Below are 18,473 nucleotides of genomic sequence, written 5' to 3' on the forward strand. Positions count from 1 at the left end.
TTGTGATCACGCCCGGCGCCGCTGCGGCACCCCGGGGCGGCCAGGGGCGCCCTCGCCCTAGGCTGGAGCGATGACCGCGCCCGTTCCGCCCGTCGCCCGCCGCGTCCCCCTCGAGCGCCGCCACCACGGCGACGTGGTGGTCGACCACTACGAGTGGCTGCGCGAGAAGGAGAGCCCCGAGGTGATCGCGCACCTCGAGGCCGAGAACGCGTACACCGAGGCGGTGCTGGCTCCTCTCGCTCCGCTGCGCGAGCGCCTGTTCGAGGAGATCCGCTCGCGGACGAAGGAGACCGACCTCTCGGTCCCCGTCCGGGAGGGCTCCTGGTGGTACTTCTCGCGCTCCTACGAGGGCCGCCAGTACGCCGTGCACTGCCGAGCGCCGATCAGCGGGCCGGACGACTGGACGCCGCCGTCGATCGCCGAGGGCGGTCCGCTCGAGGGCGAGCAGGTCGTCCTGGACGGCAACGCGGAGGCGGAGGGGCACGACTTCTTCTCGCTCGGCAGCTTCGATGTCTCGGCGGACGGCCGACGGCTGCTCTTCGGCACCGATGTCGAGGGCGACGAGCGCTACACCCTCCGCATCCGCGACCTCGAGACCGGCGAGGATCTGCCGGACGTCATCGAGGGCACCGGCGGCGGAGCGACCTTCGGCGCCGACGCGCGCTTCGTCTTCTACCCGACCGTCGACGAGTCCTGGCGCCCCGACACGATCTGGCGGCACGAGGTCGGCGCCGGGACCCCGGACGAGGTCGTCTTCGCCGAGCCCGACGAGCGCTACTGGATCGGCGTGGGCCTCACCCGCAGCCGCCGCTTCCTCGTCATCGAGATCGGCAGCAAGATCACGAGCGAGTGCCTGCTGCTGGACGCGTCCGACCCGACCGGCTCCTTCCGCTCGGTGTGGCCGCGCCGCGAGGGCGTGGAGTACGAGGTCGAGCACGCCGTCGTCGACGGACGCGACCGCCTGCTGATCGTGCACAACGACGGCGCCCTCGACTTCGAGATCGTCGAGGAGCCGGCCGACCTGTCGCTCGACGCCGACGCCCGGGCCCGCGAGCGCCGCGTGGTGGTGCCGCACCGCGAGGGCCGCCGGATCGAGGGCGTCGACGCCTTCGCCGGGCACGTCGTCGTCTCGTACCGCGCCGACGGAGCCACCCGGCTCGGGCTCCTCCGCGAGGACGGCGCCGGAGCGCGGCTCGAGGAGATCGTCTTCGACGAGCCGCTCTACGACGCGGGCCTGGCGGGGAACCCGGAGTGGGAGCAGCCCTCCCTCCGCCTCGCCTACACCTCGTTCGTCACCCCCTCGACCGTGCTCGCGCTCGACGTCGCGACGGGCGAGCGCACGGTGCTCAAGCAGCAGCCGGTGCTCGGCGACTACGACCCCGCGCTCTACGTGCAGAGGAGGGAGTGGGCCGTGGCGGAGGACGGCACGCGGGTGCCCCTCTCGCTCGTCTGGCGCCGCGACGCCGCCGATCCGGACTCGGCCCCCGCGCCGCTCCTGCTCTACGGCTACGGCTCGTACGAGGCGAGCATCGACCCGGGCTTCTCGATCGCGCGCCTCTCGCTGCTCGACCGCGGCGTCGTCTTCGCCGTCGCGCACGTCCGCGGCGGCGGGGAGATGGGCCGCTCCTGGTACGAGAACGGGAAGACGCTGGCGAAGCGGACGACCTTCACCGACTTCGTCTCCGCGGCGCGGCACCTGGTCGACGCGGGCTTCACCACTCCGGACCGCCTGGTCGCGCAGGGAGGGTCGGCCGGCGGCCTGCTGATGGGCGCGGTCTCGAACCTCGCCCCGGAGGCGTTCGCCGGCGTCCTCGCGCAGGTGCCGTTCGTCGACGCGCTCACCTCGATCCTCGACCCGTCGCTGCCGCTCACGGTGATCGAGTGGGACGAGTGGGGCGACCCGCTGCACGACGCCGAGGTGTACGCCTACATGAAGTCGTACTCGCCCTACGAGAACGTCCGCGAGGGCGTGCAGTACCCCCGGATCCTCGCGACGACGAGCCTCAACGACACCCGGGTGCTGTACGTGGAGCCGGCGAAGTGGGTGGCCAGGCTCCGCGAGGTCGGCGCTCCCGCGCTGCTGCGCACCGAGATGACCGCGGGACACGGCGGAGTGAGCGGACGCTACGAGCGCTGGCGCGAGATCGCGTTCGAGTACGCCTGGACGCTGGACGTGCTCGAGCTGGCCTGAGCGCCCCGCCGCAAGCCCCTCCGCCCGTCGTCCGCGGCCAGTAGGGTTCGGGGTGCCGACGGAGGGAAGAGCATGAGCGCAGGCCTGTCGATCGACCGCATCGCCGCATGGGTGGCGGACCAGAGGTGGTACGCGAGCAAGGGGCGGCGCCCCGAGCTGGAGGTCCGCGGCGCCTGGTCGCTGCACCCCGGAGAGGCGGAGGTGGTGGACCACCTCTTCATCGACCGGGCAGGCACGAGCCCGGTGCTGTACCAGGTGCCGGTGACCGTCCACGCGGATCCGGTGCCCGGGCTCGAGGACGCCCTCGTCTACTCCGACGACTCGCACTACGTGTACGACGCTCCGCGCGACCCGGTGTTCGCCCGCGCCCTGCTAGGGATGATCGCCGACGGTGGCCGCTCCGACGAGGACGGCGCCCAGGGCGGCGCCCGCGCCGAGGGCCACCGGCAACCGGGTGCCGCGATCGGGGCGTTCGCGTCCTCGAAGGTGCTCAGCGGCGAGCAGTCGAACACCTCGGTGATCGTCCGCACCACCGCCGACGACGGATCCGACGCGACCCCGGTGATCGTCAAGGTCTTCCGCGCCCTCCACCACGGCGACAACCCGGACGTGACGGTGCAGTCGGCGCTCAACGCCGCCGGGAGCGCCCTCGTCCCGCCCGTGATCGGCAACGTGACCGGCGAGTGGGACGACGAGGGCGAGGAGACGGGCCGCGCCTTCGGGCACCTCGCCTTCGCGCAGGAGTTCCTCCCCGGGGTCCAGGACGCGTGGCGCGTCGCCCTCGAGGCGGTCGCCGTCGACTCCGACTTCACCGGACCCGCCCGCGAGCTGGGCCGCGCCACCGCCGAGGTGCACGCGACGCTGGCGGAGGTCATGCCGACCGAGGACACCACGTCCGAGGTCGTCGAGCGGATGGTCGCGACCATGCGCCGTCGCCTGCGCATCGCCTCGGCCGAGGTCCCCGTGATCGCGGAGGACTCGGAGGCGATCGAGGCCGTGTTCCGCGCCGCCGAGACCGCGCCGTGGCCGAGGCTCCAGCGCATCCACGGCGACTACCACCTCGGGCAGGTCCTGTCCGTGCCCGACCACGGCTGGGTGCTCCTCGACTTCGAGGGCGAGCCGCTGCGGCCCATGCACGAGCGCCGTCTTCCCGACGTGGCCCTGCGCGACGTGGCGGGGATGCTGCGCTCCTTCGACTACGCGGCGGGTGCGCACGAGCAGGCCGAGCCGGGCGCCTCGAGGGCGGCCTGGGCGGCGGCGAGCCGGGCCGCGTTCCTCGAGGGCTACACCGAGCGGGCGGGCGACGCGGTCACCGCGCACCGGGCGGTGCTCGACGCGTTCGAGCTCGACAAGGCCGTCTACGAGGCGATCTACGAGGCGCGCAACCGGCCGGAGTGGCTGTCGATCCCGGTCGCCGCGGTGCAGCGCCTCGCCGGACGCTCGTAGGGTGGCAGGCATGAGCGACGACACCGACGACAAGAAGCCCCTGGACCCGCTGAGCGACTTCAGCATCCCGGGCGACACCGATCTGCACACGACCGGCGACGCCTCGGGCGCGGACGGCGACGAGGTCGCGGAGCCCGGAGCGGACGAGGACTGAGCCGCCTGCTCCGCGGGGCCTGCCTCGGCCGTCGGCTCCGCTGAGCCGGCGGCCGTCCTAGTCCAGCGGGGCGAGAGGCTCGACCGCCGGCCCCTCCAGCACCGTCCCGTCGGCTGCGAAGCGGGAGCCGTGCAGCGGGCAGTCCCAGCTGCGCTCCGAGTCGTTCCAGGTGACGATCCCGCCCAGGTGCGGGCACACCGCCGACACCGCGCAGCGCCGCCCCTCCACGGTGGAGACCGCGACGGGCTGCAGGCCGTCGCGGGCGAGCGAGCCCTGGCCCTCCGCCGGCACCACCCCGGCCGAGCGGGGCGCGCGGAGCGCTGCCGACCACCCGCGGGCGTACCAGGCGCCCACCGCCAGCCCGGCGCCGAGCCCCTCCGCCATCACCCGCGGCAGCGTGGGCCGGCGATGCAGCGTCCTCGCCCAGGCCGGCGTCCCGCCCTCGAGGTCGGCGACGAGCGTCAGCGCGGCCTGCACCGCGTTGGTCATCCCCCACTTGTCGTAGCCGGTCGCCAGGAAGATCCGTCCGCGGCCCCGCGGCAGCCAGCCCACGAACGGCACACGGTGGAACGGCTCGTAGTCCTGGGCGCTCCACTGCGCGACCGGCTCCGCCCCCGGGAAGGACCGCCGCGTCCAGGCGACCAGGTCGTCCACCGCCTCCGAGGTGACGGGCCTGCGCCCCACCGGGTGGCCGTTGCCGCCGATCAGGAGGAGCCGCTCGCCGTCGCGCTCGGCGTCGCGCACCGAGCGGGACGGCTCGTCGACCGAGAGGTACATGCCGTCGGGGATCGGCGCGTCGGTGCGGAACGCGACCGCGTACGAGCGCAGCGCGGCGATCTTGGCGAAGTAGAGGCCGCGGTCGAGGATCGGCGCCCCCGTGAGCAGGTAGGCCCGGTCCCCGGTCACCGGGCCCGCGCTGGTGCGGACCCGGACGGGAGCGGTCGCTCGCATCCCGAGGGCCCGGACGCCCTGCACCAGCGTGCCCCCGGCGGCGCGGAAGTCGGCGGCGAGCGCCGTGAGGACGTCCATCGGGTCGAACTGGGCCTGGTCGTCGAGGGCAACGGCCGCCGTGCTGGGGAACGGCACGTCGAGCTCGCCGACGAGGCGGGTCGCGAGGCCGAAGCGGCGCGCGGTCGCGTGCTCCTTCAGGACGGCGTCCACGCCCTCGGGCGTCTGCGCGTAGCTGTAGGCGGTGCGCCTCTGCACCGGCACGCCCGCGCCCTCGCAGTAGTCGAGCAGCCAGCGGAAGCCCGCGAGATTCGCCGCGACGTAGGCCTCGGTCACCGCGGGGATGTTGCGCTCCGCGATCCGGGAGAGGTGCGCTCCCTGCAGGAGGCTGAGCTTCGCCGTCGTGTTCCCGGTCGTGACGGCGCCGACCTCCCGCGCCTCCAGCACCAGCACGCGCCGGCCGGTCCGCTGCAGGAGGAGCGCGGTGACCAGCCCGGTGAGCCCGGCGCCGACCACGACGTCGTCGTAGTGCGCGCCCGGCACGAACTCGTCGGAGGGGATCGGAGCCGCGCCCGCACGCCAGAGGGAGCGGGGCCGCGGGGCCGTCGTGGTCGTGTCCTCCGGAGTCATCGGGAGTCCCTCCGTTCAGGGGCCGGACGGCCCGCGAGCGACGCTACGCGGAGCCTCCGGGACCGTCACGGTGTTGACACGTCGCGGGACGCGGGCTCAGAGCCAGCCCCACCGCTTGAAGAGCCGGTGCAGCACCACGCTCGAGGCGAGCATCGCCGCGAGCGCCGCCGGGTACCCCCACGCCACGTGCAGCTCGGGCATCACGTCGAAGTTCATGCCGTAGATGCTCGAGATCATGGTCGGCGCGAAGAAGATGGCCGCCCAGGCGGAGATCCGCTTGACCTCGTCGTTCTGCTGGTTGCCCACCTCCGCGAGCTTCTTCATGTCCTCGTTCTGGCGCTGGGCGACGAGGGTCGCGTTCACCGCCAGGATCTCCCGCAGCGTGGTGCGGAAGCCGTCGACCCGCTCGGTGACGAGCGCGACGTGGTCGGCGACGTCGCGGATGTAGCGGCGCAGCTCCACATCCGACTGGAACACCTCGAAGTCGGTGACGAGCCGCCCGAGCATGCCGGTCAGCGGAGCGACCGCACGCTGGAAGTCCAGCACCTCCTGGCTGAGCTCGTAGATGCGGCGGGACACCGCTGGGTCGCCCTCGAAGACCTGCGCCTCGATCTCGTCGATGTCGTTCTCGAGACCGGCGACGACGGGCGAGTACTGATCCACGACGGCGTCGAGGATCGCGTACAGCACGGCGACCGGGCCGACGCGCAGCAGCTCCGGATCGGCCTCCATCCGCCGCCGCACCAGCGAGAGGTCGGGCTTCTCGGAGTGGCGGACCGTGACGACGAAGTTCGACCCCACGAACAGGTGGAGCTCGCCGAAGTCGACCTCCTCGCGCTGGTCGGAGTAGCTGGCGGCGCGCAGCACCACGAACATGTCGCTGCCGTACCGCTCGAGCTTGGGCCTCTGGTGCGCGCTGATCGCGTCCTCGAGGGCGAGCGGGTGCATCGAGAACTCGTCCTCGAGCGCGGCGAGCTCGGCCGCGTTCGGCCGGTACAGCCCGATCCACGCCATCGCGTCGGGCAGCTTCTGCAGGGCGGCGAGCGCCTCCGGGATGCTGCCGGGTGAGACGACCCGGCGGCCGTCCTGGTAGATCGCGTTGTCGACCGTGCTGGTGCGGGCCGGCTCGTCGTCCGGGCGCAGACGCTGGATGGGAGCGGTGTCCTCGGCGGCGGCGCGGGTGCGCGAGCCCAGACCCAGGATCGTCGCGGGGACGCGGGGCAGCTTCACGACCATCTCCTCTGCTCGACCGACGCCCTATTGTGCACCTCCCGGTGAACGGGAGGTGTCCGCTGCGCCGCCGGTGTCGGAGGGCCTCACTAGCCTGGAGTCGCTCCCCCGGACGACGCAGAGGAAGGACGACCGTGAAGCTGCTGCACACCTCGGACTGGCACATCGGCCGCACCTTCCACGGGCACTCCACGACGGCGGCGCTCGCGACCGTGCTCGAGGCCCTGGTCGAGACGGTGCGGGCCGAGCGCGTGGACGCGGTGCTGATCGCCGGCGACGTCTTCGACTCCGCCGTGCCCGCCGCGGAGCACTACACCCTCCTCACCCGCACGCTCGAGGCGATCCGCGCGGCCGGCGCCGAGGTCGTCCTCACCAGCGGCAACCACGACTCCCCCGCCCGGCTCGGCTTCCAGGCCGGGCTCCTGCGCGGGGCGGGCGTCCACGTCCTCACCGACCCCGAGGCGTACGCCGAGGCGGTCGTGCTGCGCGACGCGTCCGGGCTCGAGGTCGGCGTCCACGGCATCCCCTTCCTCGAGCCCGCCCTCTACCGCCACCGCCACCCGGAGGAGCAGCTGCGCCGCCACGAGGACGTGCTCGCCTTCGCGATGGCGCGGGTGCGCGCCGCCGCCGAGGCGGCGGGCCGTCCCTGGGTCGTGCTCGCGCACTGCTTCGCGGTCGGAGCCCCGGCCGCGGTCCTCGAGCGCGACATCACGGCGGGCGGGCTCGACTACGTCTCGGTCGAGCACTTCGCCGCGGCCGACTACGCGGCGCTCGGGCACATCCACGGACGCGCCGAACTGCTGCCGGGAGTGCGCTACTCCGGAGCGCCGCTGCACTACTCGTTCGGCGAGGCGTCGAAGCCGCGCGGCGCCTGGCTGGTGACGATCGGGCCCGAGGGGCTCGAGGGCGTCGAGTGGTCGCCGCTCCCCGTGCCGAGGAGGCTCAGCGTGATCGAGGGCGAGCTCCAGCAGCTGCTGCGCGATCCCTCCCTGGCCGAGGTGGAGGGCGACTGGGTCGCGGCGGTGCTCACCGATCCCGTGCGCCCGCTCGACGCGATGGCGCGCCTGCAGTCGCGCTTCCCCGGCTGCGCCACGCTCGAGCACCGGCCCCCGCACGCCGCGGCCGAGCCGCGCGCGTACGCCGAGCGGATCCGCGGGCGGAGCGACGTGGAGGTCGTCGACGACTTCCTCGCCCACGTCCGCGGCGGTCACGGCGCCACGAAGACCGAGCGCGCCCTCACCCTCGACGCGCTCGCGGCCGTCGAGGCCGAGGCTCTGCGGTGAGGATCCGCCGACTAGCCTTCGCCGGACTCGGACCGTTCCGCGCCGAGCAGTGCGTCGACTTCGACCGGCTCGAGGACGTGGGCGTGTACCTCATCGCCGGGCGCACCGGAGCGGGCAAGTCGACGATCCTCGACGCGATCGCGTTCGCGCTCTACGGCTCGGTCCCCCGCTTCGACGGCACCGCCTCGCGCCTCCGGAGCGACCACAGCGGCCCCGAGGACGAGACCTTCGCCGAGCTCGACTTCGAGGCGGCGGGGCGCGTCTACCGCGTCCGGCGCTCGCCCGAGTACGAGCGGCCGAAACGGCGCGGCACCGGCACCACGACCCAGCCGGCGAAGGTCGAGCTGCTGGAGCAGGTCGACGGCACCTGGGTCGGGCTCTCGTCGAGCGCGAAGGAGGTGGGCGCCGACATCGGCCGGATCGTCGGCCTGACGAAGGACCAGTTCCTCCAGGTGATCCTGCTGGCGCAGAACCGCTTCCACGAGTTCCTGCTCGCGAAGAACGACGACCGGCAGCGTCTCCTGCGCACGCTCTTCGCGACCGAGCGCTTCGATCTGCTCCGCCGCCGCCTGCTCGAGCAGCGCGACGCGAGCGCCGTCGGGCTCGAGGAGGAGCGCGCGGCCGTGACGGCGCTCGCGGACGAGGCCGTCCGGCTCCTCGATGACGGAGCCGAGCCGCCTCTGCCGGACGCCGCCTGGTTCGCCGGGCTGCCGGCGCGGCTCGCCGCTCCGCTCGAGGCGGCTCGGGCCGGCTCCGCCGCGGCCGACGCGGCGCACGAGGCCGCGGGCACCGCTCTCGACGAGGCCCGGCGCATCGCCCGGGGCCAGGAGCGGCGCCGGCGCGCCCTCATCGAGGCGGAGGAGCTCGTGGTCGCCGAGGCGCACGTCGAGCAGCAGCGGGCCGCGATCGAGCGCGCGCGCCGGGCCGACGGCGTGCTGCCGCTGCTCCGCTCCGCCCGGGCAGCCGCCGAGAAGGAGCGGGCCGCCCGGCAGCAGCGCGACCTCGCCGCCGACGCCTACGGGGACGCGTCCGGGGGCCCGGCCGCCGAGACGGCCGAACGGCTCGCCGCTGTCCTCGGCGCCCTCGCCGAGGCGCTGGCCGAGGAGCGCCGGCTCCCCGACGCGGAGCGCGTCGCCGAGCGGTCCGCACGCGCCGAGCAGGCGGCGGCGACCGAGCTCGCCGGGATCGAGGCGGAGCTGCGCGAGCTGCCCGCCCGCGTCGACGCGCTCGCCGCCGAGGAGGAGTCCCTGGCCGGGGAGGCCGCCGCCGTCCCCGCGCGCGTCGACGAGCTCGCCGCGCTCGAGCGGAGGATCGCCGCGGCCCTCGAGCGCGATCTCACTGCGGCGGGTCTGCAGCGGCTCCGCACGGCCTACGCCGACGCGGCGCGCGTCCACGGCGAGCGCGCCGCCGAGCAGGCCGCCCTGATCGCGCGCCGGTTCGCCGGGTTCGCCGGGGAGCTCGCCGAGCGGCTGGAGCCGGGCGAGCCCTGCCCCGTCTGCGGCTCGTGCGAGCACCCCCGCCCGGCCGAGCACGACGGCCCGACGACGGTCGGCACCGACGACCTCGACCGGGCCCGCATCGCGGTGGAGCGCGCTGCCGCCGCCCTCGACGGCGCCCGCGAGCGCGAGGGAGCCGCGGCTCGGGCTCTCGCGGCGCTAGAGGAGCGCGTGGGCGAGGACGCGGATCCGGAGTCGCTCCGCCCGGCGCACGAGGAGCGGCTCGCCTCGGCGCGCCGCGCCGCCGCCCGCATGGAGGAGCTGCGGCGCGAGCGCATCCGGCTGCGCACCCGGATCGACGCTCTCACGACCGGGCGGGACGCCGCTCGTGAGGAGCACCGCGCCCGCGCCGACGAGTCCGCCCTCGCCGCTGAAGCGCTGCGGCTGCTGCGGGAGCGCGTCGAGGCCTTCCGCGACGGCGCGACGAGCGTCGCCTCGCGCGTCGAGCAGCTGAACGCCCAGCGCCGTCGTGCCGTCGCCCTGGTCGAGGCCGAGGAGGCGGCCGTCTCGCGGTCCGAGGCCGCCGCCGCCGCCCGGGAGGAGCTCGCCGAGGTCCTCGCCGAGCGCGGCTTCACGACCGCCGAGGAGGCCGAGTCGGCCGCGCTGGCCAGCGGGGACCGGGCGCGGGCCGAGGCCGTCGTCGCCGAGCACGAGCGACGGCGGAGCGCGACGGAGGCGGTGCTCGCCGACCCGGAGCTCCGCGGACTGCCGGGCACGGCCGTCGACCTCGCCGCCGCCGAGGGGCGCTCGCGCGAGGCCTCCGCCCGTCGCGACGAGGCGCGAGCCGGCCTCTCCGTGCTCGAGCACCGCTCGGAGCGCCTGGCCGAGCTCACCGCGACGGCCGCGGGCCGCCTCGCGGTGCTGGGTGAGCGCCTCCACCGCCACGAGGAGCTGCGCGCGCTGGCCGAGACCGTCTCCGGCCGGGGGCAGAACACGCGCCGGATGGACCTCGAGGCCTTCGCCCTCGCCGGACGCCTGGAGGAGATCGTGACCGCGGCGAACCTCCGCCTCGACGCGATGACCAGCGGCCGCTACGCACTCGCCCACGACGACTCGCTCGCCTACCGCGGTGCCGCCTCCGGCCTCGGGATCGACGTGCTCGACGCCTTCACCGGCGTCCGCCGGCAGCCCGCCTCGCTCTCCGGCGGCGAGACGTTCCTCGCCTCGCTCGCCCTCGCCCTCGGCCTCGCCGACGTGGTGACGGCGCAGTCCGGCGGCATCTCGCTCGAGACCATGTTCATCGACGAGGGCTTCGGCTCGCTCGACGCCGAGACGCTCGAGACGGCGCTCAGCACGCTCGACGAGCTGCGGTCGGGCGGTCGGACGATCGGCCTGATCAGCCACGTCGACGCGATGCGCGAGCGGCTGCCGATCGGCCTCCGCGTCGCGGTGGGGCCGCGCGGCGACTCGACGATCCTCACCGGCTGAGCGGCCGCTCCCGGGCGAAGGGGCGACGACGGCCCGCTCCCTCCTCTCGCACTGCAGCAGCGAGCGCGCCCGCGCCCGCTGCTAGGGTCGTGCGCAGTGACACGGGGTGCCCGCCAGGGCTGAGAGAAGACCCGTTGAACCTGATCTAGTTCGTACTAGCGAAGGGATGTCGCGAATGAGCATTCGCACGCCTGTCCACCCGACCCTCCCCGCCGACACGGCGCCCGACCCGGCGTCCGTGGGTCGCGATCTCGCCGAGCTCCGCGCCGCCGGGCCCCTGGTGCAGTGCATCACGAACGCGGTCGTCACCGGCTTCACCGCCAACAGCCTTCTGGCCCTCGGCGCCAGCCCGGCGATGTGCGACCTGCCCGGCGAGGCGGGCGTCTTCGCGGGCCTCGCCTCCGCGGTGCTCGTCAACCTCGGCACGCCCGGAGCGGAGCAGCGCGAGGGTGCTCGCGAGGCGGTCGCCGCGGCCGGACGCGCCGGCACCCCGTGGGTCCTCGATCCGGTCGCCGTCGGCCCGCTGCCCGTCCGCACCGCTCTGGCGGTGGACCTGCTCGAGGCGCGGCCGGCGATCATCCGCGGCAACGCCTCCGAGATCCTCGCCCTCGCGGGAGCCGGTGCGGGCGGCCGCGGTGTGGACGCCGTCGACACCGCCGAGCAGGCGCTCGACTCCGCCCGCGTCCTCGCCCGCCGTACCGGCGGCGTGGTCGCCGTCTCGGGAGCGGTCGACCTCGTCACCGACGGCGAGCGGATCGTCCGGGTCACGGGGGGCCACCCGCTGCTGACCCGCGTGACCGGCGGCGGCTGCGCGCTCGGCGCCGTGATGGCGGCGTTCCTCGGCGCGGGCGCCCGCCCGCTCGACGCGGCCGTCAGCGCTTCCGCGGTCTGGGGCCTCGCCGCCGAGCGGGCCGCCGCTGCGAGCAGCGGTCCCGGGTCCTTCGCCGTCGGCCTCCTCGACGCCCTCGCTGCCCTCCAGCCGGCCGACGCCGAGGCCGGGGCGCGGATCGCATGAGCCTCGACCTCTCGCTCTACCTCGTCACGGACACCGCCCAGTGCGGCCCGCGCGGCGTGCCCGCGGTGGTCGCCGCCGCCGTCCGGGGCGGAGTCACGACCGTGCAGATCCGCGATCACGACGCCCCCGCCGCCGAGCTCGTCGCCCTGACCCGGGCCGTCGCCGCCGTCCTCGACGAGCGCACGACCCTGCTGGTCGACGACCGCGTCGACGTCGCCCTCGCCGCCCGCCTCGCGGGCGCCCGCGTCCACGGCGTCCACCTCGGGCAGTCCGACCTCCCCGTCACCGCCGCCCGCTCGCTGCTCGGACCCGACGCGGTGATCGGGCTCACCGCGAACACCCCCGAGCACCTCGCCGCCGTCCGCGCCCTGCCCGCGGGGACGGTCGACTACCTCGGCGTCGGCGTCATCCGGCCCACCGCGACCAAGCCCGACCACCCCGCTCCCCTCGGTGTCGACGGGTTCGCCGCCCTCGCCGCGGCCGCGGCGCTGCCCTGCGTCGCCATCGGCGGAGTCGGAGCCGCGGACGCGGGGCCACTCCGCCTCGCCGGTGCGGCCGGGCTCGCGGTCGTGTCGGCGCTCTGCACGGCCGCCGACCCCGCGGCGGCCGCCCGCCTGATCCGAGCGGAGTGGGACCGATGACCGCCGGCGCCCGCGTCCCCCGTGTCCTCAGCATCGCCGGCACCGATCCGACCGGCGGTGCCGGCGTCCAGGCCGACCTCAAGTCGATCGGCGCGCTCGGCGGCTACGGCATGGCGGTCGTCACCGCGCTCGTCGCGCAGAACACGCACGGGGTCCGCTCCGTGCACCTGCCGCCCGCCGCGTTCCTCCGCGAGCAGCTCGACGCGGTGAGCGACGACGTCACGATCGACGCGGTGAAGATCGGGATGCTCGCCACGGCCGAGTACGCCGGAGTCGTCGCCGAGTGGCTCGATGAGGTCCGCCCGCCCGTCGTGGTCGTGGATCCGGTGATGGTCGCGACCAGCGGTCACCGGCTGCTCGCTCCCGAGGCGGAGGACGCCGTGCGCGACCTGCTCCGCCGCGCCGACCTGGTGACGCCGAACCTCCCCGAGCTGGGCGTGCTGGCCGGAGAGCCGACCGCCTCCGACTGGCCGGCCGCGCTCGCGCAGGGGGCGATGCTCGCCCGCGCCCTCGACGCCGCCGTGCTGGTGAAGGGCGGCCACCTCGACGGCCCCGCCACCCCGGACGCGATCGTCACCCCCGACGGCCTCGTGCGCGAGGTCCCCGGCGAGCGCGTCGCCACCTCGAACACGCACGGCACCGGGTGCTCGCTCTCGTCCGCGATGGCGACGCTCCTGGCCGGGCGCGACACCTCCTCCGACGCCCTGGTCGAGGCGCTGACGGAGGCCAAGGAGTGGCTGACCGGCGCCCTGCGCGCCGCCGACGCTCTCGAGGTCGGCACCGGCAACGGCCCGATCGACCACTTCCACCGGCAACGTCCTCCGGCGTTCTGCGCGGACGTCTGGGAGAGGACCCGGACCCTCCGCGACGAGATCGACGCGCTCCCGTTCGTGCGGGCCCTCGGCGACGGCTCCCTCGGGCGGGAGGACTTCGAGTGGTACCTCGAGCAGGACGCTCTCTACCTCACCGAGTACGCCCGCGTCCTGGCCGTGGCGGCGCAACGCGCGCCGACCACCGCCGAGCAGGTCTTCTGGGCCGAGGGCTCGGCGTCCGCCCTCGCGGCGGAGGCGCAGCTGCACCGCGACCGGCTCGGGACCAGGGACGCGACTCCCGCGCCCGTGACCCGCTGCTACACCGACCACCTGCTCGCGGTCGCCTCGCACGGCGGCTACGGCGAGATCGTCGCCGCCCTGCTGCCCTGCTTCTGGCTCTACGCCGACGTCGGGTCGCGCCTCGCCGCCTCCGGGCACCCCGAGCACCCCTACGCGGACTGGCTGCTCACGTACGGCGACCCGGTCTTCGCGACGGCCACCGAGCGGGCGATCGAGTTCACGGAGCAGGCCGCCCGCGACGCCTCACCGAGGGAGCGCGCCGCGATGAGGGACGCTTTCCTGCGGTCGAGTTCGTTCGAGAAGGACTTCTTCGCCGCACCGCTCGCCCGGACCGGCTGAGCGCTCAGCCGGCCCGGCCGGGTGCGCTCAGCCGATCGCCTGGCGCAGGACGTGCATGAGGGCGTCCAGCTGCACCGTGTCGGCCGAGGCCGTCTCGGCGTCCGCGCCGTCGAGCGCCCGGGCGGCGAGACCGGCCTTGGCGTCGATGAGCTCCGCGATCTTCGCGTCGATCGTGTGCGCCGCGATGATCCTCCACGCCGTCACCGGCTCCTCCTGGCCGATGCGGTGCACGCGGTCGATCGCCTGCGTCTGCTCGGCCGAGGTCCACGACAGCTCGGCGAGCACCACGTTGGACGACGCCTGCAGGTTCACGCCGACTCCCGCCGCGGTGAGCGAGCAGACGGCGACAGAGACGTCCGGGTCCTCGTTGAAGGCGTCGATCTGCGTCTGGCGGAACGCCGCGGTCTGGTCGCCGCGGATGGAGACGGACGTCAGCTCGCGCTTCTCGAAGGTGTCCTCCGCCTGGTCCATCACGTCGATGTGCTTCGCGAAGAAGACGACCTTGCCCACCGAGCGGGCCAGCTGCGAGGCGTAGTCGGCGGCCAGCGCCGCCTTGGCCTGGCCGATCCGGCGCACCATGGTGAAGACGTTCTCGCCGGTCTTGGCCGACTTCGACTCCTCGAGCTCGCTCTGCGCCACGATGCGGATGAACCGCTCGCGCTCGTCGTCGTCGAGCTCGTGCGTGATCGAGGAGGTGACCGCCCTGAAGCGCTGCAGCATGCGGGCGCCGAGCTCGCGCTCGGCCTTCTGGATGGAGCGGCCGAGGTCGTCGTCCAGCTCGACGGGCAGATCGACGATCCGCTTCGACGGCAGGTCGGCGGCGACGTCGATCTTCTTGCGCCGGACGATGCCGAGGTCGATCACGGCCTCGCGCGCCTCCGGGTAGAAGCCCGTGTCGGCGGGGGTGAGGCCCGTCTCCTCGAGGCGCCCCATCAGCTCCGGTCCCGGCTTGGTCTCGTCGATCCAGCCGAGGAAGCGCCAGATGGCACGGAAGTCGTCGACGTCGTTGATCAGCGGGGTGCCGGTCAGCGCGATCATCAGCGGATCGTGCCCCGGGGTGGTCTCGCGGATCCTCGACGCCAGCGCGAGCACGCTCTGCGAGCGCTGCGAGCGGAGGTTCTTGATGAAGTGCGCCTCGTCGACGACCATGCCGCGGAAGCCCAGGCTCCCGAGCCAGCCGATGTGCCGGTCGAGGATGTCGTAGTTGACGATGACCACGTCGGCGAACGCGTCGAGCGTGCCGCCGTCTCCGTGGATGACCGTGGCGCGCCGCTGCGGCGTCCAGTGCTCCACCTCGCGCGCCCAGTTCATCTTGACCACGTTCGGCACCACCGCGAGCAGCGGGTACGCCCCGACCACCGAGGCGGCGAGGAGGCTCTGCGCGGTCTTGCCCAGACCCGGCTCGTCGGCGAGCAGGAAGCTGCGGTGCCCCTCGCGGGCGCTCTCGATGAAGCGCGCCTGGTGCGGCATCAGCTCGCGGCCGCGCGGCGAGACCCGGTCGAGCTTCGGCGGCTCCGGGAGCTCCATGCTCGCGGCCCGTCCGCCCGCTCCGTACTCGAACGCCTTGAAGAGCGGCCCGAGCAGCTCCCAGTCGTCGAGCCGGCGGCGCGGCGCCGGGGCCGAGGCCTCGGCGATCGAGAAGTCCGGCGGGAGGAAGGGGTTCGCCAGCTGCCGGGCGCGCACCGACTGCGGCACGACCTGGTTGACCGGCACCTCGGGCTTGGGCTCCGGCTCGGTCACGATGAGCAGCTCGTCGGGGCTGAGCTCCGCGCCCGCCTCGAGCAGCCAGTCGCGGCGGAGCTTCTGCGCGGCCGCCGTGACGCCGGCCTCCGATTCGAGCAGCGCGATCAGGCTGGTGTCGCGGGCGGCCGTCTTGGCCAGGATCGTGGCGATGCCGTCGAGGCGCTTCATCTCCTCGGCGCGCTGCGCGTCGCTGAGCGAGGGATCGACCTTGACCCGCTTGCGCTCCTCGCGCATCAGGAGGGCGATCACCAGGAACTTCGTCCGGTTGGTCGGTCCGACCTTGCCGGTCTGGGCCTTCGCCTCCACCTCGCGGACGCGGCGGGCGAGGATCGGGATGATCCCCGCGTTGTCCACGCCGCGCGAGCGCGATCGGGGTCGGCTCCCGGCGGCGTTCGACGCTCGTCGCGTCTGACCGGACTGACGCTGGCCGCTGCGAGCCATGCTCCTCCTCGATGTGTGACGGGGGGCGGAGGAGGGGTTCCCGCGCGCTGCCGTCGCCGTGCATCCGCCGGATCGCCTCCGGGGAGGCGTCGGGCGTCGGTGCATCCGGTGGCCGTCGGGAGCTCCGAGCAACGGGTCTGGGACCCGGTCGCAGCATCCCCGGCGTGCGGGTGCGCCGCCAGTCTACTCCTCGGGGCGGTCCGGTCGGCGCTCCGCCGCGCGGACGGTCGCGCTCGTCGTCATTCCGGAGTCGGGACGCGGATGACGAGGCCCGCTGCCACGAAGACGCCGACCGCGGCGAGGCTCAGCGAGGACCAGATCGCGTCCGGGAAGGCGAACGGCAGCACCGGGTTCCACAGCACGAGCACCGGGACGAGCCCGATCAGCCAGAGGAGTGCGCGCGCCTGGATCGCGAACCAGCCGATGACCGCCGCGAGGATCGCGACCGGGTAGCGGATGAAGTCGTAGGCGTCGGAGCCGACGAGGGCGAGCCCGGCCAGCAGCACGATCGCGCCGAGGATCCCGGGCGCGAGCGCCATGCGGGCGCGGTCGCGCGAGGGGTAGCGGGCGGCGGTCGCGCGGGACGGCTTGCGGGTGCTCACCCCTCGATCGTAGGCGCGCATACCCCGCCCGGGTACCGCCTGCGGCGCGTAGGCTGGAGGAGTGATCGAGGACCTCAAGAAGCGCTCGCTGCACCGTGCCCGGATCCTGGGCGGCCAGATGCGCGGCCTCGAGCGGATGATCGAGAACGAGGACTACTGCGTCGACATCGTCACGCAGTCCCTCGCGATCCAGAAGTCGCTCGGCTCGCTCAACAAGCTCATCGTCGAGAACCACCTCCGCACGCACATCACCGCGATGTTCGAGGAGGGCGGAGACGCCCGCGAGGCGGCGATCGCCGAGCTCGTGAAGATCTTCGAGCTCTCCAACAACCGCTCGTGACCGCCGGCCTCGTCGCCACGGCGCGGGTGCGCCCGCTGCTGCTCGACGGGGGCCTGGGCACGGAGCTGGAGGCGCAGGGCGCCGCGGTGGACTCCTCGCTCTGGAGCGCCCGGGTCCTGCTGGAGGAGCCCGGCCGGGTCGTCGCCGCGCACCGCGCCTTCGCCGAGGCGGGCGCCCGGGTCGCGGTGACCGCGAGCTACCAGGTGTCCGCGAGCGGATTCGCAGCCGCGGGGCTGGCCCCGGGCCTCGTCGAGCGCGCCCTCCGGGAGAGCGTCGACCTGGCCCGGCGCGCGCAGAGCGGCTGGGTCGCCGCCTCCGTCGGCCCTTTCGGTGCGAGCCTCGGCGACGGCTCCGAGTACCGCGGCGACGACGGCCTCACCGTCGGCGAGCTCGCCGCCTGGCACCGCCCGCGCCTGGAGACCCTGGCCGCGGCCGGGCCCGACCTGCTCGCCGTCGAGACCATCCCGTCGGTGCGGGAGGTGCGGGCCGTCGTGAAGGCCCTCGCGGGCTCCTCGGTCCCCGCCTGGATCTGCGTGAGCGGCCGTTCGGGCCGCACCGCGTCCGGCGAGCCCCTGGCCGAGGCGCTCGCCGTCGCCGCCGCCTCCGAGGAGGTGGTCGGCGTGGGAGTGAACTGCTGCCCGCCCGGCGACGTCGCCGAGGCGGTCCGCATCGCCCGCTCCGTCACCGGCAAGCTGGTCGTCGTGTACCCGAACAGCGGCGAGGAGTGGGACGCCGTCGAGCGTCGCTGGGCAGGCGACTCGGCCTTCGACCCCGCGCTGGTCGCCTCCTGGCGCGCGGCGGGAGCGGATCTGATCGGCGGCTGCTGCCGCGTGGGACCTGCGGCGATCGCTGCCCTCGGACGAAGCCTGGAGGAGGAGTCGTGACCACCCTGAGAGCCGTGCGCGGCGACCTCACCCGCGAGCACGTCGACGCGATCGTGAACGCGGCGAACTCGTCGCTCCTCGGCGGCGGCGGCGTCGACGGCGCGATCCACCGCGCGGGCGGACCGGAGATCCTCGCCGAGTGCCGCCGGCTCCGCGGGACCGAGCTGCCGGACGGCCTGCCCGCCGGCTCCGCGGTCGCCACGACCGCCGGCCGCCTCCCCGCCCGCTGGGTCGTGCACACCGTCGGTCCCGTCCACTCGCGGTCGGAGGACCGCAGCGCCGTCCTCGCCTCGGCCTACCGCGAGTCGGTGCGCACCGCCGTCGGTCTCGGTGCGCGGACGCTCGCCTTCCCGGCCGTCTCGGCGGGCGTCTACGGCTGGCCGATGGACGACGCGGCGCGCATCGCGGTGGAGACGGTCCGCGAGGCGACCGCGGACGGCGCACTCGACGAGGTCCGGTTCGTCCTCTTCTCCGCGGACGCCCTCGCGGCCTTCGAGGCCGCCCTGGCCGCGGAATGACGGAAGGGGAGCCGACCCTGCGGTCGACTCCC

At 74.7% G+C, this 18,473-nt stretch carries 15 protein-coding genes and 1 riboswitch; of the genes, 11 read left to right on the top strand and 4 right to left on the bottom strand.

The genetic code is table 11. The features are described 5' to 3' along the window. Window positions 1–70 precede the first annotated feature (70 nt). The 3 genes from GSU40_RS10015 to GSU40_RS10025 all read left to right on the top strand — a co-directional run bounded on the left by GSU40_RS10015 (window position 71) and on the right by GSU40_RS10025 (window position 3,791). The gene (locus GSU40_RS10015; protein WP_160034820.1) at window positions 71–2,191 is read left to right on the top strand and encodes a S9 family peptidase; all 2,121 of its coding nucleotides are present in this window, start codon (window positions 71–73) and stop codon (window positions 2,189–2,191) included. Window positions 2,192–2,263: 72 nt separating this feature from the next. After that, a complete protein-coding gene (locus GSU40_RS10020; protein ID WP_160034822.1) occupies window positions 2,264–3,637 on the top strand; it encodes a phosphotransferase in 1,374 nt (457 codons plus the stop codon). A gap of 10 nt (window positions 3,638–3,647) precedes the next feature. Next, the gene (locus GSU40_RS10025; RefSeq protein ID WP_159914626.1) at window positions 3,648–3,791 is read left to right on the top strand and encodes a hypothetical protein; all 144 of its coding nucleotides are present in this window, start codon (window positions 3,648–3,650) and stop codon (window positions 3,789–3,791) included. Between the two features lie 57 nt (window positions 3,792–3,848). Here GSU40_RS10025 and GSU40_RS10030 read toward each other — a convergent pair whose 3' ends face one another. Beyond that, window positions 3,849–5,369, bottom strand: a complete 1,521-nt coding sequence (locus GSU40_RS10030; RefSeq protein ID WP_160034824.1) for an FAD-dependent oxidoreductase — start codon at window positions 5,367–5,369, stop codon at window positions 3,849–3,851. Between the two features lie 96 nt (window positions 5,370–5,465). Continuing rightward, window positions 5,466–6,521, bottom strand: coding sequence for a magnesium and cobalt transport protein CorA (locus GSU40_RS10035; RefSeq protein WP_244229666.1), 1,056 nt, complete (start codon window positions 6,519–6,521; stop codon window positions 5,466–5,468). A gap of 212 nt (window positions 6,522–6,733) precedes the next feature. Between GSU40_RS10035 and GSU40_RS10040 the strand changes: the two genes are divergently transcribed. The 5 genes from GSU40_RS10040 (at window position 6,734) to thiD (ending at window position 13,913) form a co-directional block, all read left to right on the top strand. After that, window positions 6,734–7,882: an exonuclease SbcCD subunit D gene (locus GSU40_RS10040; protein ID WP_160034826.1), complete on the top strand. Its 1,149-nt coding sequence runs from the start codon at window positions 6,734–6,736 to the stop codon at window positions 7,880–7,882. After that, window positions 7,879–10,806, top strand: coding sequence for an AAA family ATPase (locus tag GSU40_RS10045; protein WP_160034828.1), 2,928 nt, complete (start codon window positions 7,879–7,881; stop codon window positions 10,804–10,806). The genes GSU40_RS10040 and GSU40_RS10045 overlap by 4 nt, the downstream gene beginning before the upstream one ends. A gap of 92 nt (window positions 10,807–10,898) precedes the next feature. Further along, window positions 10,899–10,990, top strand: a riboswitch (TPP riboswitch). Further along, a complete protein-coding gene (gene thiM, locus GSU40_RS10050) occupies window positions 10,982–11,821 on the top strand; it encodes a hydroxyethylthiazole kinase (RefSeq protein ID WP_160034830.1) in 840 nt (279 codons plus the stop codon). It overlaps the preceding riboswitch by 9 nt. Then, window positions 11,818–12,462, top strand: coding sequence for a thiamine phosphate synthase (gene thiE, locus GSU40_RS10055; protein ID WP_104262514.1), 645 nt, complete (start codon window positions 11,818–11,820; stop codon window positions 12,460–12,462). The genes thiM and thiE overlap by 4 nt, the downstream gene beginning before the upstream one ends. Continuing rightward, entirely contained in the window at window positions 12,459–13,913 is a 1,455-nt protein-coding gene (gene thiD / locus GSU40_RS10060) for a bifunctional hydroxymethylpyrimidine kinase/phosphomethylpyrimidine kinase (RefSeq protein ID WP_160034832.1), read from the top strand. The genes thiE and thiD overlap by 4 nt, the downstream gene beginning before the upstream one ends. Window positions 13,914–13,940: 27 nt before the next feature. Here the strand turns inward: thiD and GSU40_RS10065 are convergent, their stop codons facing one another. Continuing rightward, on the bottom strand, window positions 13,941–16,097 hold the full coding sequence (locus GSU40_RS10065; RefSeq protein WP_160034834.1) for a DEAD/DEAH box helicase: 2,157 nt from the start codon (window positions 16,095–16,097) through the stop codon (window positions 13,941–13,943). 239 nt (window positions 16,098–16,336) lie between these two features. After that, on the bottom strand, window positions 16,337–16,699 hold the full coding sequence (locus GSU40_RS10070) for a DUF6804 family protein (protein ID WP_244229446.1): 363 nt from the start codon (window positions 16,697–16,699) through the stop codon (window positions 16,337–16,339). A 61-nt stretch (window positions 16,700–16,760) separates the two neighbouring features. Here GSU40_RS10070 and GSU40_RS10075 point away from each other — a divergent pair, with 61 nt between their 5' ends. From GSU40_RS10075 to GSU40_RS10085, 3 genes are read left to right on the top strand one after another with little or no spacing between them, the layout of a single operon-like run. Continuing rightward, window positions 16,761–17,039 carry a metal-sensitive transcriptional regulator gene (locus GSU40_RS10075; protein WP_104223062.1) on the top strand — a complete coding sequence of 93 codons (279 nt, stop codon included), beginning with the start codon at window positions 16,761–16,763 and terminating at the stop codon, window positions 17,037–17,039. Continuing rightward, window positions 17,036–17,923: a homocysteine S-methyltransferase gene (gene mmuM / locus GSU40_RS10080; RefSeq protein ID WP_160034836.1), complete on the top strand. Its 888-nt coding sequence runs from the start codon at window positions 17,036–17,038 to the stop codon at window positions 17,921–17,923. Before GSU40_RS10075 ends, mmuM begins: the two co-directional genes overlap by 4 nt. Further along, complete coding sequence (locus GSU40_RS10085; protein ID WP_104225600.1) at window positions 17,920–18,441, top strand: O-acetyl-ADP-ribose deacetylase; 522 nt, start codon at window positions 17,920–17,922, stop codon at window positions 18,439–18,441. The genes mmuM and GSU40_RS10085 overlap by 4 nt, the downstream gene beginning before the upstream one ends. Window positions 18,442–18,473: the final 32 nt, after the last annotated feature.

The sequence above is a fragment of the Rathayibacter sp. VKM Ac-2805 genome (genome assembly GCF_009834265.1).
Lineage (GTDB): Bacteria > Actinomycetota > Actinomycetes > Actinomycetales > Microbacteriaceae > Rathayibacter.

Bases quoted from the DNA above. Each gene is read 5' to 3' on its own strand.
- GSU40_RS10015 (WP_160034820.1), top strand. From the start codon at position 71: ATGACCGCGCCCGTTCCGCCCGTCGCCCGCCGCGTCCCCCTCGAGCGC.
- GSU40_RS10020 (WP_160034822.1), top strand. From the start codon at position 2,264: ATGAGCGCAGGCCTGTCGATCGACCGCATCGCCGCATGGGTGGCGGAC.
- GSU40_RS10025 (WP_159914626.1), top strand. From the start codon at position 3,648: ATGAGCGACGACACCGACGACAAGAAGCCCCTGGACCCGCTGAGCGAC.
- GSU40_RS10030 (WP_160034824.1), bottom strand. From the start codon at position 5,369: ATGACTCCGGAGGACACGACCACGACGGCCCCGCGGCCCCGCTCCCTC.
- thiM (WP_160034830.1), top strand. From the start codon at position 10,982: ATGAGCATTCGCACGCCTGTCCACCCGACCCTCCCCGCCGACACGGCG.
- thiE (WP_104262514.1), top strand. From the start codon at position 11,818: ATGAGCCTCGACCTCTCGCTCTACCTCGTCACGGACACCGCCCAGTGC.
- thiD (WP_160034832.1), top strand. From the start codon at position 12,459: ATGACCGCCGGCGCCCGCGTCCCCCGTGTCCTCAGCATCGCCGGCACC.
- GSU40_RS10065 (WP_160034834.1), bottom strand. From the start codon at position 16,097: ATGGCTCGCAGCGGCCAGCGTCAGTCCGGTCAGACGCGACGAGCGTCG.